Source organism: Thiopseudomonas acetoxidans (assembly GCF_030362935.1).
Taxonomy (GTDB): Bacteria; Pseudomonadota; Gammaproteobacteria; order Pseudomonadales; family Pseudomonadaceae; genus Thiopseudomonas; species Thiopseudomonas acetoxidans.
Genome location: NZ_JAUCDY010000004.1, coordinates 12,670 through 25,734, shown reverse-complemented (window position 1 = coordinate 25,734; position 13,065 = coordinate 12,670). Strand labels below are relative to the sequence as shown.

The window sequence follows — 13,065 nt, the reverse complement described above, 5'->3', positions numbered from 1 at the left end:
TTGTACTCCTTAAATTATTGTTTGCTTGCAACAAAATTTGCTAATGCATTAATACTAGCAAAGTGCTGGCGCACATCCTTAGAATCGGCATCTATCTTAATTGAAAAATGTTTTTGTACCGCCAAACCAAGTTCCAGCGCATCTACTGAGTCCAAACCCAGTCCTTCACCAAACAGTGGCGCATCATTATCGATATCATCAACGCTGATATCCTCCAAACCCAGAGCATCGATAATCAAATTTTTCAAATCAAGGTGCAAATCACTCATTTTTGGTTAATTCCTGTGCGTAGTATGAATGGAGGTAAGCATCAAGTTTTCGTGATGCTATAGGTGTTGAATTATTTACCGCAAAATCCTGTGGGTTTATATCTTCACCCACAGTAAAACTAAAATTGGGTCGCCGTTGTGGAATGTTATACCAAGGTTCAGCTTTAGTTAGAGTAGTAGGTCGCACACGAATCACCACCGGGGTAATCATCTTCGCCCCTCGCAATGCAATGGCAGCGGCACCACGATGAAACTTTGGCATTTCACCGGGTATGGTGCGCGTTCCTTCGGGGAAAATAATCAACGTCTGACCTTCTTTTAAAGCTGTAACTGTATCATCAAACATTTCCATACTGGCGTTATTACTGATGTAGCCAGCTGCGCGTAAAGTACCGCGCATGAAAGTGTTATGCCACAGGCTTTCTTTTACCACGCAATTTGCGTTACGGGTAAAAGCGATCAACACCACCACATCTATCAGCGATGGATGATTAGCTATGACCATCTGCCCGGGTCGCCCCAAACGCTCCCTATGTTTAACGCTGTAAGTCAACACACCAGTAAAACGCATAAATTCTACAAAAAGCCGAAAAATATTATGAATCAAACTGCGTACAAGCTCCCTTTTTTTTAAAGGATCGCGACAAAGTAAATTCACCAGCGGATAACCCACCAGCGTTAAAAACACACCGCCTAAACCAAACAAAAAGAAACTTAGGCCGGTAAACAATAAACGCCACAAATACGGAGGGCTATAGGCTTCTTTCATAGAGTTACTTGCCATTGCCAACAACGTGTATCAACAGAGTGAGTTACTTGGGTTGCTTGTTTAAGCAGCAGGGGTAAAAGGGTTAAAGCGTGCGGCCATGCTTGTTTTTTTAGTGTTGATGGTTCTTTAGACAAAGATAAACTTAAAGACCAAGCATCACCCCGAGTCAATTGTAATGCCAGTGCATAAGCAAAAGGTACGTCTTTGATCCAAGGTAAATACAGCTCAGGCTGCTGTTCCTCAGCAATAATAAGCAAAACTGAGTCTGCTCCAGAACTAAGCAACAACTGCGCTTCGATTACGGCATGCTCCAAACCATCTTGCGTGGCTGCGATGGCTGTCATTTCACTTTCATCTTGGCGAAAAATTGACCATAAACCAATAATTGCATTGTGTACTGACAAACTAAAATGTGTGGGCGAAAGTATTTCTTGCTCAGCCATTTGCTTAAGTAAATTCAAATTACGCGGCGTTTCACCGTGGCGTGAGCAAAATACTACGGGTTGTTTTGGGCTTTGTTCCGCCAAAGGCCAAGCCACATGAAAAGCCATCCTGGCCAAAGGACTTAAGCGCCGACGCTGCATTGCTGGCAAAAAACTTACATCAGCAGCATCTTGACTGCTTAATTGTTGCGGATCAGCCAACCAGCCTAACCAATCCTCTTGCGTGGATAAACCAGGCGCCCAAGCACGCCAAGCGCTGATGTTAAATTTCATCCGTGATTGCTCTTAATCTAGTCAATAACATGAGTTTGTCACCAAGCAACCAAAAAAATTAGGGGTTACCAAAGGAATTATAGTCGTAAATATTCGTTATTATCAGTAATAGCCTTATTAACCCCAAACTATACAGACGAATTTTATCACTATGTCCAAACCTATTTATAGCTTTGATGCGAATACAGGTTGGCTCAATGGAGCTATACACATTCCTTCACCCAACTTCAACGCACGTCCAAACAACGAAGTGTCCCTGCTGGTTATCCATAACATCAGCTTGCCGCCCGGCCAATTTGCTACGGGCATGATTGATGCTTTATTTACCAACCAGCTGCCAATAAATGCACACCCTTACTTTAAACAGCTGGAGGGTTTAAGGGTTTCCGCACATTTTTTAATTGAACGCAGTGGTGAAATTAAGCAGTTTGTCAGCTGTAATGACCGTGCTTGGCACGCTGGAAAATCATCCTTTCAAGGACGTGAAAACTGCAATGATTTTTCTATAGGTGTGGAGTTAGAGGGAACCGATGATCTCGCCTACACAGATGAACAATATAAGTCATTGAATAACTTGAAAAATATTCTGCAAAAAAATTTCCCACTGATTAAGCAAGAGCGTATATGTGGCCACTCAGACATAGCCCCTGAACGTAAAACCGATCCTGGTATTGCTTTTGATTGGCTAAGAATTCAATGAAAGAGCTCTGTGGATAACAGCACTTTAAAGCTTGGGATAGGCTGTTGAGCAGACTGTTCATAACTGTACCTGTGGATAACCACTACTTTTATCCACAGCTTATGTAACGGAAGTCAGCAGCTTGTCCATGCTCAATGAACAGCTTCCAATTTTCCGTAAACTATTGATTTCAAATAGAATTACAGTCTTACCAACAGAAAAACACTGCAGTAGTAATTATAAAAATAATAAAAGATCTATTTAAAAGCTTTAAAAGCTATTACTAAGGCCAAGTCAAAAAATGGCTGCGAAAAATCCCAAAAAAATAAATCTCTAATTTCTATCTCCAAGCAAAGCTAAGCGTTGACCTTAGGTGATTAATTCAATAGAATCGCCGGTCTATTTTAACGGGGACCACTTCAGGGACCCATCTCATGTCCAAAGAAGTTTAGGTATCAATCCATGAAACGTACATTTCAACCAAGCGTTATCAAGCGCAAGCGTGACCACGGTTTCCGTGCACGTATGGCAACCACAGGTGGTCGTGCTGTGTTAGCTCGTCGTCGTGCCAAAGGCCGTAAGCGTCTAAGCGCCTAAATACACCTCACCAATGAATCAAGGCTTTAGCCGTGAAAAACGGCTGCTCAACGCGTATCAGTTTAAAGCCGTTTTTGATTCACCTGATTTTCGTTTATCAGGTCGATGTGTACTGCTACTAGCTCGCTTTAACCAACTCAAGCACCATCGACTTGGGTTGGTTATAGGCAAAAAAAATATAAAGCTTTCTGTAGAACGCAACCGTGTTAAACGGCAAATTCGTGAGCATTTTCGTACACAAGAGTTAAATTTTCTTGGTGTAGACGTTGTAATTATTGCTCGCAAAGGATTAGCCGACTTATCCAATAGTGAGTTACAACACGAGTTAACTACACTTTGGAAACGTTTACTAAAACAGTGTAACGCTAAAAGTAAAGCTTCCTTAGCGGCACCGGTAGGTAACCAAAATGCGTAAGCTGGTCGTATTACCTATTAAGTTCTATCGCTACGCTATCAGCCCTATGATGGCCAGCCATTGCCGTTTTTACCCAAGCTGTTCAGCCTATGCACTGGAAGCCATTGAAAAACATGGTAGTTTGAAGGGCGGATGGTTATCTGCACGTCGCATCAGCCGCTGTCATCCTTGGAATCCAGGTGGCTATGATCCCGTCCCACCAAGCCAATCAGAATCATCTTCAACCGTCGATATAGCCGAGTAATTATGGATATCCAACGTACGTTTTTAATTGTTGCACTAGCTATTGTTACCTATGCACTGGTTTTACAATGGAATCAGGATTATGGCCAAGTTGCTGATAATCCATCAGTAACCATTTCAAGCAGTGCACAACAGCAACCAGCCGTGCAGCATTTTAATACTGTAAATACTACTGACACAAAAAATAACGAAGACTTTAGTGTTCCAGCTGCAGTAGCTAATGCAAGTCAAGAAGCACCCAATACGCTTAACCAAGATCTAACACCCAGCAACACAGGTCTGATTTACGTAAAAACAGATGTGCTTGAACTCGCAGTAGATCCTGTCGGCGGCGATATTGTTGAACTTAAACTGAGCCAATATCCAAGACAAGCAAAAAACCCAGATATTCCTTTGCAGTTGTTTGAAAACAGCAGCGAGCGTGTTTACATCGCTCAGTCAGGTTTAATGGGTAAAAACGGTCCTGATGCATCAGGTGAGCGCCCACACTACAGCACAGAAAAACAGTATTATCAGCTTGTTGAAGGTGAAGACAGCCTCAATGTGGATTTTACCTTCAGCAAAAATAACGTTAACTACACCAAGCGTTTTACTTTTCATCGTGGCTATAACCAAAGCTGCACAGAGCGCCAAATTGAACAGCGCAAAAAAGAATGTATGAATGAGCTTGGTTACCAAATTGGCGTTACCTACTTGGTTGATAACCAAAGTAACGAAAATTGGCAGGGATCCTTATTAGCGCGCATCAAACGTGATGGTCAAGGCGATCCTTCTTCAACCACGGCTACCAATACTGCCACTTACTTAGGGGCTGCAGTATGGACTCCAGACGAACCCTACAAAAAATTAAAAATGGGTATGATGGATGACAAAGAGTTTAAACAAAAAGTAGAAGGCGGTTGGGTGGCATGGCTGCAGCATTATTTTGTCGCTGCATGGGTACCAGATAGCGGCACCACCAATACAATGTTTTCACAAAGACGCGTAGAGCCCTCTAAATTTTATGTGGTTGGCTATGCGAGTCCTGAAGTTCAGGTTGCACCAGGTGAGCATTATCAATTTAAGTCAACGCTTTATGCTGGCCCTAAGATTCAAAGCCACCTGAAGAAGCTATCACCCGGATTGGAGCTTACTGTTGACTATGGTTTTCTATGGTTTATTGCCCAGCCTATTTTCTGGTTACTAACCTTTATTCATAGCTTGTTAGGCAACTGGGGTTGGTCAATTATTTTGCTAACCGTAATTATTAAACTTATTTTCTTCCCGCTTTCAGCAGCTAGTTACAAATCCATGGCGCGTATGCGTGGACTGGCACCAAAGGTTCAAGCATTAAAAGATAGCTGCGGCGATGATAAGCAAAAACTGTCGCAAGGCATGATGGAGCTGTACAAAAAGGAAAAAGTTAATCCTTTAGGCGGTTGCTTGCCTATTTTAGTACAGATGCCAGTGTTCTTATCCCTGTACTGGGTATTGTTAGAAAGTGTTGAAATGCGCCAAGTTCCTTGGATGCTTTGGTTGACTGACCTTTCCAGTAAAGACCCTTACTTTATTCTGCCAATCATCATGGGTATCAGTATGTTTGTGCAGCAAAAGCTTAATCCTGCACCCCCTGATCCGATGCAGGCTAAGGTGATGAAGATGCTGCCAATTATCTTTACCTTCTTCTTCCTTTGGTTCCCTGCAGGCTTGGTATTGTATTGGGTGGTTAACAACATCCTCTCGATTGCTCAGCAGTGGTATATTACTCGTAAGGTTGAACGGGCCATGGCAACTAAAGCTTAATGGCTTAAATGAAAAACAAACCCCGTACTTGCGGGGTTTGTGCTTTCTAGAGGTTATTAACGTGCAATACTCACAGGATACTATTGCTGCGATTGCCACTGCCCAAGGACGTGGAGGTGTTGGCATTGTTCGTGTTTCAGGTAGCTTAGCCGCACATATCGCTCAACAAATCTTAGCGGTTGAACCTAAGCCTCGTTATGCACACTATGGTGCATTCTATGCAGAGGATCAGCAGGCCTTAGATCAAGGCATAGCCTTATTTTTTAAAGGCCCGCATTCTTTTACGGGTGAAGACATTCTAGAGTTGCAGGGTCATGGTGGACCGGTAATTCTGGATATGTTACTGCAACGCTGTGTTGAGTTGGGCGCACGCTTAGCTCGACCGGGTGAATTCAGCGAACGCGCTTTTTTAAATGATAAATTTGACTTGGCACAAGCAGAAGCCATTGCCGATTTAATTGAAGCCAGCTCCGTTCAAGCAGCACGTAATGCTTTGCGTTCATTGCAAGGTGAGTTTTCTAAACAAGTGCATCAACTTACTGAGCAGTTGATAAGTCTGCGTATTTTCGTTGAGGCCGCCATAGACTTTCCCGAAGAAGAAATCGATTTTCTTGCAGATGGGCAGATTCTCAACCAGCTTACTCAGCTGCGCGAATCACTTACCCAAGTTATCCACAAGGCGGGTCAAGGTGTTTTATTGCGCGATGGTATGAATGTGGTAATTGCCGGTCGCCCTAACGCAGGAAAATCGAGCCTACTTAATGCCTTGGCAGGCTACGAAGCCGCTATCGTTACTGATATTGCTGGCACTACTCGCGATACTCTTAAAGAACATATCCATATTGATGGTATGCCACTGCATATCACCGATACGGCAGGACTACGACAAACCAGCGATCAAGTCGAACAAATTGGTGTTGAGCGAGCGGTCAAAGCGATAACTGCCGCTGATCGCATTTTACTGGTTGTGGACACAACCAGCCTAGAAGCCGCTGATCCTTTCAGTTTGTGGCCAGAGTTTTTACAGCACGCACCAGATATCAGTAAAGTGACTTTAATTCGTAATAAAATTGACCTATCGGGTGAACAATTGGCTGTGGATAACTTTGCTGATGGACACTGCAGTATTAGTTTATCTGCACGGCAAGGGCAGGGGATTGAAGCGCTGCGTGAGCATTTAAAGCAGTGCATGGGCTATCAACAAACAACCGAAAGCACCTTTAGTGCGCGTCGTCGCCACTTGGATGCTTTACAGCAAGCACAGAGTTTCTTAGAAAACGGTTATCAGCAGTTAACCCAAGTCAGTGCAGGCGAGTTGCTAGCTGAGGATCTACGCTTAGCACAGCAATGTTTGGCTGAAATAACTGGAGAATTTACTGCGGATGATTTATTGGGAAGGATTTTTTCTAGCTTTTGCATCGGGAAGTAAAACGCTCAAAAAGATCGAAAAGCGTCCAACCAAATACAAGTAAGCCATTGTTTTATAAAGAAATTTATTCTATTTCTTTGCAAGCAGTTTGATCCGTTTTGTCTCCTCTTGCTCCGTGTGTGCTTCGAGTATAAGTTTTCGGAGCACATGGAGCACAAAAGGAGCAAAACATGAAAATTACTATCCAAAAACGCGAACCAGACAAGAACAAAACCCAACGTCGCTTCGATGATCGAAAGCCTTGCCAGATCATACGAACAAGACGCCCGGCGTCATGATGAAGACGGATTATGGGCCCAAGAGTGGTAAAGAACTCTAATATATTAAGGACTCAATTACATTTGGATAAGAATGGAAAATTTTGAACGCTTCTCGTGCCGTAGATCATAGTCACATGGCGCGCATACTGATCGCTGCTTTACCTAGGTGGAAAAAACCTGGTACCGGTAACTTCTCTTATGGCGGCTATTTGTAGATCTCCTGAAAAACGGGAAGCGCGGCGGAATCAAGATTTTCTTCAAGCCTGCTTCATCGGCAGCACGTGAGGCTTTACACGTTTCACATTTTGCGCTTCCTGCTCATAGGCACGATGACGAACATCCCATAACTCAACTGCGTGCTGAATATTCAGCCAGAACTCCGGCGTATTCCCCAAAGCCGCTGCGAGTTTGATGGCCATGGGTGCTGTCAGCGTGCCTTTGTCATGTGCAATCCGGCTGAGTGTATTTCTGTGCACACCCATTGCTTCGGCCAGTTCACTGATTTCTATTTTCATCGGCTCCAGAAACTCGGTGACCAGCATTTCGCCAACGGTCACTGGACGACGTTTTGTATTCCTCATTACCATAACCTCCTCTAGCCCTTGTAAACATGCGGGTCTAGATATGTATCTTGGGCGGTGCCATCTTCCCAGCGAAAAATCAGGCGATACTGCTTGTTAACCCGAATGGAACACCATCCAGAAAGGTTTCCCTGCAAATGTTCAAAACGGTTACCCGGCGGAATCCTCAAGTCTGACTCCTGCGTCGCGGCATCCAGAATCTGAATCTTTCTGAACAGAGCGCCTTCAATAGTGCTGGGTATTTTCTTGTGGCTTTGGTCCTCGTCGTAGAAAGCCTCCAGCCATATATCCCTGAATTCAACCGCCATAGTTACCTGATCGCTTTTTAATCATTCTATGCACAACAACGTTGTGCGTCAAGTCAGTTAAAAATGAGAACGGATCCGTTTAGAAAACGATGTTACTATAATTTTGTTTGGCAGAAGGGGCTAAGAGTGATCTCAAGGCGCTGATTTCATAGAGATAAAAGCGTATACAAGGCTCCCAGTTTCCCACTTATCCCAGTTTAAAATGGGTCGTCAGGAGCCGATGAAAAGGAAATTTGCCAATATTTACACTTTTTTTCGCAAATTTCAGCACTCCAATAGTGCTCCACGAGTTTCATAAACCTATGTTTTTAAAGTATTTTATACATTCTGCATCGGTAAATAAATACCTGAATTTCTTATAGACTCTGTTTAGGCAGAAGCCGTATTGTGAAACAGTTGCGCAAAACCCTTAACAAAAAATTTTATTTGATAGGCCGACCATACAAATAATGCTATTTTAGGCGAAATAAATTACCTGTAGACGCAGCATATTCTGTGGCTATTGTATTTAATGAAAAATGGAGTTATCTATGCTGTTGTCGAAAACAAAATATTTGGTTATTACAAGTCTAGCTGCACTCCTAGCAGCCTGTGGTGGCGACTCTGATCTGGATAAAAAATCAGCAAAAACCCTATACCAAGAAGCTACCCAACAGCTTTATGCAAAAGAAGCGCAATTTAATTTTAAAGCGGACGCGAAAGTCGATATTGGTATTGAGAATCCTTTTCTTACGGATCTGAAAGTAAAACTATCTGGCGCGGTAAACAATAACGCACAGCGTTATGAGCTGATACCTGAGGTTGAAGCGGCTATTTTTAACTTTAAACTGCCTATTTTAGTGGATGCCAAGAAAAAAGACCTTTTGCTTAATCCGACCAATATCATTGATACGGCACTGATGTTTGCACCACAGGCAAACTCGGAGCTGCAGCAATATAAAAATAAATTTGTTCGCTTTAGCACGAAAAATTTTGAAATTGATGAAGAAGATATGGCTAAGGTGATTACAGTAGTTTCTGAAGTAGTAGAAATGGGCTACGCCACTATGAATGAATTTACTAAAATTATTCCTGAGACCAGCATCGAGAAAATCGAGCTCAATGAAAAAGCTAAGCAAATCAATGCCAAAGCGATCTTGAAAGTAAGATTGGATGAGCAGCAAAGTAAAGAGTTGCAGCAACATATCAATACGTACCTGTATAACCAAGTGGCCGAAAACGAAAAACTGCCTGAAGAGTTTAAAGAAGGTTTTATGCAAGGTTTGCTTGAGGCTAATAGTGATACTGGCTACGAGAGTTCAGAATCAGTGCTTTATTTGAACGATAAAGGACAAATAATTCACGAAAATGATGTGTTCAATTATGAAATTGAGGGTGAGAAAGTCAGCATTAGCATGACTATTGATTACTCAAACTATGGCAAAGCAAGTTTTACCATTAACCCGTCAGAAAATCAGATCATCGACTTCACAGAAGAAAAAATGCGTTCACTGCAACGCATGTAAGTACACAAAACTCTGAAAATGAACCTAAATACTAGCCATTTTCAGAGCATACTTTGCTATGACCTTCTCTAAAGCTGCGTAATTTTTTATACTAGCGCGTCTTTTCTCTGCAGGCTGAACTTGGTTTAGCCTGCTTTATTGCGTAATTAAAGCTTCTTTTCGGGGTCTATTGTGGATTATCCTTCTCGTTTTGATGTCATTGTCATTGGTGGTGGACATGCTGGTACTGAAGCGGCTTTAGCCGCGGCACGCATGGGCGTCAAAACATTATTGCTGTCACACAATATCGAAACCCTAGGGCAAATGAGCTGCAATCCAGCGATTGGCGGTATTGGTAAAAGCCATTTGGTTAAAGAAATTGATGCCTTGGGTGGTGCTATGGCCACGGCAACGGACTATGCAGGGATTCAGTTTCGTGTGCTCAATAGCCGTAAAGGCCCAGCCGTACGCGCGACACGAGCGCAAGCTGACCGTATTCTTTATAAAGCTGCCATACGTAAAATTTTAGAAAACCAGCCTAATTTATGGTTATTCCAACAAGCAGTCGATGATCTCATTATTGAGCAAGATGTTGTGCGTGGCGCGGTAACGCAGATGGGTTTACGCTTTTTTGCCGATAACGTAGTGTTAACTAGCGGTACGTTTTTGGGTGGCACCATCCACATAGGAATGGAAAATTACTCTGGTGGTCGCGCCGGTGATCCGCCAGCCAATACTTTAGCTAAACGCTTGCGTGAATTGCCGTTTAGAGTGGCGCGGTTAAAGACCGGTACGCCACCACGAATAGATAGTCGTTCCGTTGATTTCTCTAAGCTAATTGAACAGCCCGGTGATACCCCTTTACCGGTGATGTCCTATTTGGGCAAAGTAGAACAACATCCACGGCAAATCAGTTGCTGGATTACGCATACCAACACTAAAACCCATGACATCATTTCAAGCAACCTTGATCGCTCGCCCATGTATGCCGGCGTGATTGAAGGGGTGGGTCCGCGTTATTGCCCTTCAATCGAAGATAAAATTACCCGTTTTGCAGACAAAGACAGCCATCAGGTGTTTTTAGAGCCTGAAGGCTTAGAAACCAATGAGCTGTACCCCAATGGCATTTCTACCTCGTTACCCTTTGATGTGCAGCTAGACTTAGTCCGATCCATGCAAGGCTTGGAAAATGCTTATATTATGCGTCCAGGCTATGCCATCGAATACGACTATTTTGATCCACGTGATCTGCACTACAGCTTAGAAACCAAGTGCGTTAAGGGTTTGTTTTTTGCTGGGCAAATCAACGGTACTACGGGCTATGAAGAAGCCGGCGTGCAAGGTTTGTTGGCGGGCAGTAACGCAGCGCTTCGCGCACAAGGCAAAGACAGTTGGCATCCAACCCGTGATGAAGCTTACTTGGGTGTGCTAATTGATGATCTGCTAACCATGGGCACGCAAGAACCCTACCGCATGTTTACTTCACGCGCGGAATACCGATTGATTCTGCGTGAAGACAATGCGGATATGCGCCTAACTGAAAAAGGGCGGGCAATTGGCTTAGTGGATGATGTGCGCTGGGCAGCATTTGAAACCAAACGCGAAGCCATCGAGCGGGAAGAGCAGCGTCTACGCAGTACTTGGGTACGCCCCAATACTGCCGAAGGTGATGCTCTGAGCAGTCACTTTAATATCCCGCTGGCCCATGAGTATAATTTACTCAACTTACTGACCCGCCCAGAGATAGATTACGCTGGCTTGAAAGCCGTAACAGGCACAGGGGTTGCTGATCAGCAGGTAGCTGAGCAGATTGAGATACGCACTAAATATGCAGGTTATATAACACGTCAACAGGGCGATATTGCCAAACTTAAGGCCAGCGAAAGTATTAGCATTCCAGCCGATTTGGATTACACAAAAATCTCTGGCTTATCCAAAGAAGTGCAACTGAAGCTCACTGACATCAAGCCGACTAACTTAGGTCAGGCATCGCGCATTCCGGGTGTAACTCCAGCGGCAATATCACTTTTGCTGGTGCAATTAAAAAGACGCCAAGCCAATCAAAACTTGGAGGTCAGTGAGCAATGAGCATCACAGATTCGCAGCGCAAAGCGCTTGTAGAGGGTGCCAAAGAGCTTGGATTAAGCTTAACAGTTGTACAAATAGAACAGTTGCTGTCTTACTTGGCTTTGTTAATTAAATGGAACAAAGCCTATAACCTAACTGCAGTTAGAAACGCAGAAGAAATGGTATCTCGGCATTTGTTAGATAGCTTAAGCGTGTTGCCTTTTGTTGAGCAGACTGGCGTTACCTGGTTAGATGTGGGCAGTGGCGGGGGTATGCCCGGCATCATCTTGGCTATTATGCTGCCCAACAAGTTGTTTAGTCTGTTAGATTCTAACGGTAAAAAAACGCGCTTTTTAACCCAGGTAAAATTGGAGCTTAAACTGGACAATGTACAGGTTATCCACAGTCGTATTGAAGAGCACAACACAGAGCAGCCTTATCACGGGGTTATTTCTCGCGCCTTTAGCTCCTTGGCAGATTTTACTAACTGGACCGCGCATCTGGGCGATCAAAGCACACGCTGGCTGGCGATGAAGGGCGTACATCCAGATGACGAACTGCAGCAACTGGCAGCAGAATTTAAGCTCGATAGCTGCAATAAACTACAAGTACCGGGCTGTCAGGGACAACGACATCTTTTGCTACTTTCACGTAACTAGAACAGAGGTATTGCCATGGGCAAAGTTTTGGCTGTAGCCAATCAAAAAGGCGGAGTAGGTAAAACCACAACCTGTATCAACCTTGCCGCCTCCTTAGTGGCAACCAAGCGCCATGTTCTGGTCATCGATTTAGACCCACAGGGTAATGCAACAACAGGCAGCGGTATTGATAAACACGAGCTAGAGTATTCAGTGCTTGATGTGCTTACCGGCCAAGCCGATCTGGTGGATGTGATTCAAATATCAGAGCATGGCGGCTATCAAGTGTTGCCGTCAAACCGAGATCTCACTGCCGCAGAGGTTGTGCTACTGGAGTTAGAAAATCGTGAAAAAAGGCTTTTACATGCGCTGCAGCCCGTTCGTGATAACTACGATTACATCCTGATTGATTGCCCACCCTCCCTTAATATGCTGACGGTTAATGCGTTAGTGGCTGCCGATGCAGTACTAATACCTATGCAGTGTGAATACTATGCACTGGAAGGGCTGACAGATTTAATCGGAAGTATTCAACGCATTACCGCGAATCTCAATGCGGACTTAGAAATAGAAGGTATTCTAAGGACGATGTATGATCCGCGTTTAAGTCTGACCATGGATGTGTCAGAGCAGTTAAAACAACACTTTGGGCAAAAACTTTTTGATACGGTAATACCGCGAAACGTACGTTTAGCAGAATCGCCCAGTTATGGTATGCCTGTGCTGGCTTATGACAAACAATCAAAGGGTGCGTTGGCACATCTTGCATTAGCAGGAGAGTTGGCCAGACGCCACCGTAATAAGCAGCGCACCGCAACCGTTTTGTAA

15 protein-coding genes are annotated in these 13,065 nt (G+C 43.9%); 10 read left to right on the top strand and 5 right to left on the bottom strand.

Going from position 1 to position 13,065, the window contains the following annotated elements:
• Nucleotides 1-14: 14 nt before the first annotated feature.
• Genes QEZ41_RS04515 through QEZ41_RS04505 form a run of 3 tightly spaced genes read right to left on the bottom strand, consistent with a single transcriptional unit; the run spans nucleotide 15 to nucleotide 1,754 of the window.
• Nucleotides 15-269 (bottom strand): phosphopantetheine-binding protein, encoded by a 255-nt coding sequence (locus QEZ41_RS04515; RefSeq protein WP_289410195.1) that lies wholly within the window; start codon nucleotides 267-269, stop codon nucleotides 15-17.
• Entirely contained in the window at nucleotides 262-1,059 is a 798-nt protein-coding gene (locus QEZ41_RS04510) for a lysophospholipid acyltransferase family protein (protein WP_434556789.1), read from the bottom strand. The genes QEZ41_RS04515 and QEZ41_RS04510 overlap by 8 nt, the downstream gene beginning before the upstream one ends.
• Nucleotides 1,035-1,754, bottom strand: coding sequence for a beta-ketoacyl synthase chain length factor (locus tag QEZ41_RS04505; RefSeq protein WP_289410193.1), 720 nt, complete (start codon nucleotides 1,752-1,754; stop codon nucleotides 1,035-1,037). The genes QEZ41_RS04510 and QEZ41_RS04505 overlap by 25 nt, the downstream gene beginning before the upstream one ends.
• A 151-nt stretch (nucleotides 1,755-1,905) precedes the next feature.
• Between QEZ41_RS04505 and ampD the strand changes: the two genes are divergently transcribed.
• The 6 genes from ampD (at nucleotide 1,906) to mnmE (ending at nucleotide 6,899) form a co-directional block, all read left to right on the top strand.
• Nucleotides 1,906-2,454 (top strand): 1,6-anhydro-N-acetylmuramyl-L-alanine amidase AmpD, encoded by a 549-nt coding sequence (gene ampD / locus QEZ41_RS04500; RefSeq protein ID WP_289410192.1) that lies wholly within the window; start codon nucleotides 1,906-1,908, stop codon nucleotides 2,452-2,454.
• Nucleotides 2,455-2,895: 441 nt separating this feature from the next.
• Entirely contained in the window at nucleotides 2,896-3,030 is a 135-nt protein-coding gene (gene rpmH / locus QEZ41_RS04495) for a 50S ribosomal protein L34 (protein WP_289410191.1), read from the top strand.
• A gap of 13 nt (nucleotides 3,031-3,043) precedes the next feature.
• On the top strand, nucleotides 3,044-3,445 hold the full coding sequence (rnpA, locus tag QEZ41_RS04490; RefSeq protein ID WP_289410190.1) for a ribonuclease P protein component: 402 nt from the start codon (nucleotides 3,044-3,046) through the stop codon (nucleotides 3,443-3,445).
• Nucleotides 3,438-3,689: a membrane protein insertion efficiency factor YidD gene (gene yidD / locus QEZ41_RS04485; RefSeq protein ID WP_289410189.1), complete on the top strand. Its 252-nt coding sequence runs from the start codon at nucleotides 3,438-3,440 to the stop codon at nucleotides 3,687-3,689. Before rnpA ends, yidD begins: the two co-directional genes overlap by 8 nt.
• Before the next feature lie 2 nt (nucleotides 3,690-3,691).
• Nucleotides 3,692-5,470, top strand: coding sequence for a membrane protein insertase YidC (gene yidC, locus QEZ41_RS04480; RefSeq protein WP_289410188.1), 1,779 nt, complete (start codon nucleotides 3,692-3,694; stop codon nucleotides 5,468-5,470).
• Between the two features lie 61 nt (nucleotides 5,471-5,531).
• Nucleotides 5,532-6,899 carry a tRNA uridine-5-carboxymethylaminomethyl(34) synthesis GTPase MnmE gene (mnmE, locus tag QEZ41_RS04475; protein ID WP_289410187.1) on the top strand — a complete coding sequence of 456 codons (1,368 nt, stop codon included), beginning with the start codon at nucleotides 5,532-5,534 and terminating at the stop codon, nucleotides 6,897-6,899.
• A gap of 517 nt (nucleotides 6,900-7,416) precedes the next feature.
• Here mnmE and QEZ41_RS04470 read toward each other — a convergent pair.
• Both QEZ41_RS04470 and QEZ41_RS04465 read right to left on the bottom strand, forming a co-directional pair.
• Nucleotides 7,417-7,740, bottom strand: a complete 324-nt coding sequence (locus QEZ41_RS04470) for a HigA family addiction module antitoxin (protein ID WP_289410186.1) — start codon at nucleotides 7,738-7,740, stop codon at nucleotides 7,417-7,419.
• Nucleotides 7,741-7,754: 14 nt separating this feature from the next.
• Complete coding sequence (locus QEZ41_RS04465) at nucleotides 7,755-8,048, bottom strand: type II toxin-antitoxin system RelE/ParE family toxin (RefSeq protein ID WP_044628576.1); 294 nt, start codon at nucleotides 8,046-8,048, stop codon at nucleotides 7,755-7,757.
• A gap of 530 nt (nucleotides 8,049-8,578) precedes the next feature.
• Here QEZ41_RS04465 and QEZ41_RS04460 point away from each other — a divergent pair.
• The 4 genes from QEZ41_RS04460 to QEZ41_RS04445 all read left to right on the top strand — a co-directional run bounded on the left by QEZ41_RS04460 (nucleotide 8,579) and on the right by QEZ41_RS04445 (nucleotide 13,065).
• On the top strand, nucleotides 8,579-9,553 hold the full coding sequence (locus QEZ41_RS04460; protein WP_289410185.1) for a hypothetical protein: 975 nt from the start codon (nucleotides 8,579-8,581) through the stop codon (nucleotides 9,551-9,553).
• A 171-nt stretch (nucleotides 9,554-9,724) separates the two neighbouring features.
• Nucleotides 9,725-11,620 carry a tRNA uridine-5-carboxymethylaminomethyl(34) synthesis enzyme MnmG gene (gene mnmG, locus QEZ41_RS04455; RefSeq protein ID WP_289410184.1) on the top strand — a complete coding sequence of 632 codons (1,896 nt, stop codon included), beginning with the start codon at nucleotides 9,725-9,727 and terminating at the stop codon, nucleotides 11,618-11,620.
• On the top strand, nucleotides 11,617-12,258 hold the full coding sequence (rsmG, locus tag QEZ41_RS04450; RefSeq protein ID WP_289410183.1) for a 16S rRNA (guanine(527)-N(7))-methyltransferase RsmG: 642 nt from the start codon (nucleotides 11,617-11,619) through the stop codon (nucleotides 12,256-12,258). The genes mnmG and rsmG overlap by 4 nt, the downstream gene beginning before the upstream one ends.
• Nucleotides 12,259-12,273: 15 nt before the next feature.
• Complete coding sequence (locus tag QEZ41_RS04445; protein WP_289410182.1) at nucleotides 12,274-13,065, top strand: ParA family protein; 792 nt, start codon at nucleotides 12,274-12,276, stop codon at nucleotides 13,063-13,065.

Coding starts and splice junctions, on each gene's coding strand:
- QEZ41_RS04515 (WP_289410195.1), bottom strand. CDS start 269: ATGAGTGATTTGCACCTTGATTTGAAAAATTTGATTATCGATGCTCTG.
- QEZ41_RS04505 (WP_289410193.1), bottom strand. CDS start 1,754: ATGAAATTTAACATCAGCGCTTGGCGTGCTTGGGCGCCTGGTTTATCC.
- ampD (WP_289410192.1), top strand. CDS start 1,906: ATGTCCAAACCTATTTATAGCTTTGATGCGAATACAGGTTGGCTCAAT.
- rpmH (WP_289410191.1), top strand. CDS start 2,896: ATGAAACGTACATTTCAACCAAGCGTTATCAAGCGCAAGCGTGACCAC.
- rnpA (WP_289410190.1), top strand. CDS start 3,044: ATGAATCAAGGCTTTAGCCGTGAAAAACGGCTGCTCAACGCGTATCAG.
- yidD (WP_289410189.1), top strand. CDS start 3,438: ATGCGTAAGCTGGTCGTATTACCTATTAAGTTCTATCGCTACGCTATC.
- yidC (WP_289410188.1), top strand. CDS start 3,692: ATGGATATCCAACGTACGTTTTTAATTGTTGCACTAGCTATTGTTACC.
- QEZ41_RS04470 (WP_289410186.1), bottom strand. CDS start 7,740: ATGAGGAATACAAAACGTCGTCCAGTGACCGTTGGCGAAATGCTGGTC.
- QEZ41_RS04465 (WP_044628576.1), bottom strand. CDS start 8,048: ATGGCGGTTGAATTCAGGGATATATGGCTGGAGGCTTTCTACGACGAG.
- QEZ41_RS04460 (WP_289410185.1), top strand. CDS start 8,579: ATGCTGTTGTCGAAAACAAAATATTTGGTTATTACAAGTCTAGCTGCA.
- rsmG (WP_289410183.1), top strand. CDS start 11,617: ATGAGCATCACAGATTCGCAGCGCAAAGCGCTTGTAGAGGGTGCCAAA.
- QEZ41_RS04445 (WP_289410182.1), top strand. CDS start 12,274: ATGGGCAAAGTTTTGGCTGTAGCCAATCAAAAAGGCGGAGTAGGTAAA.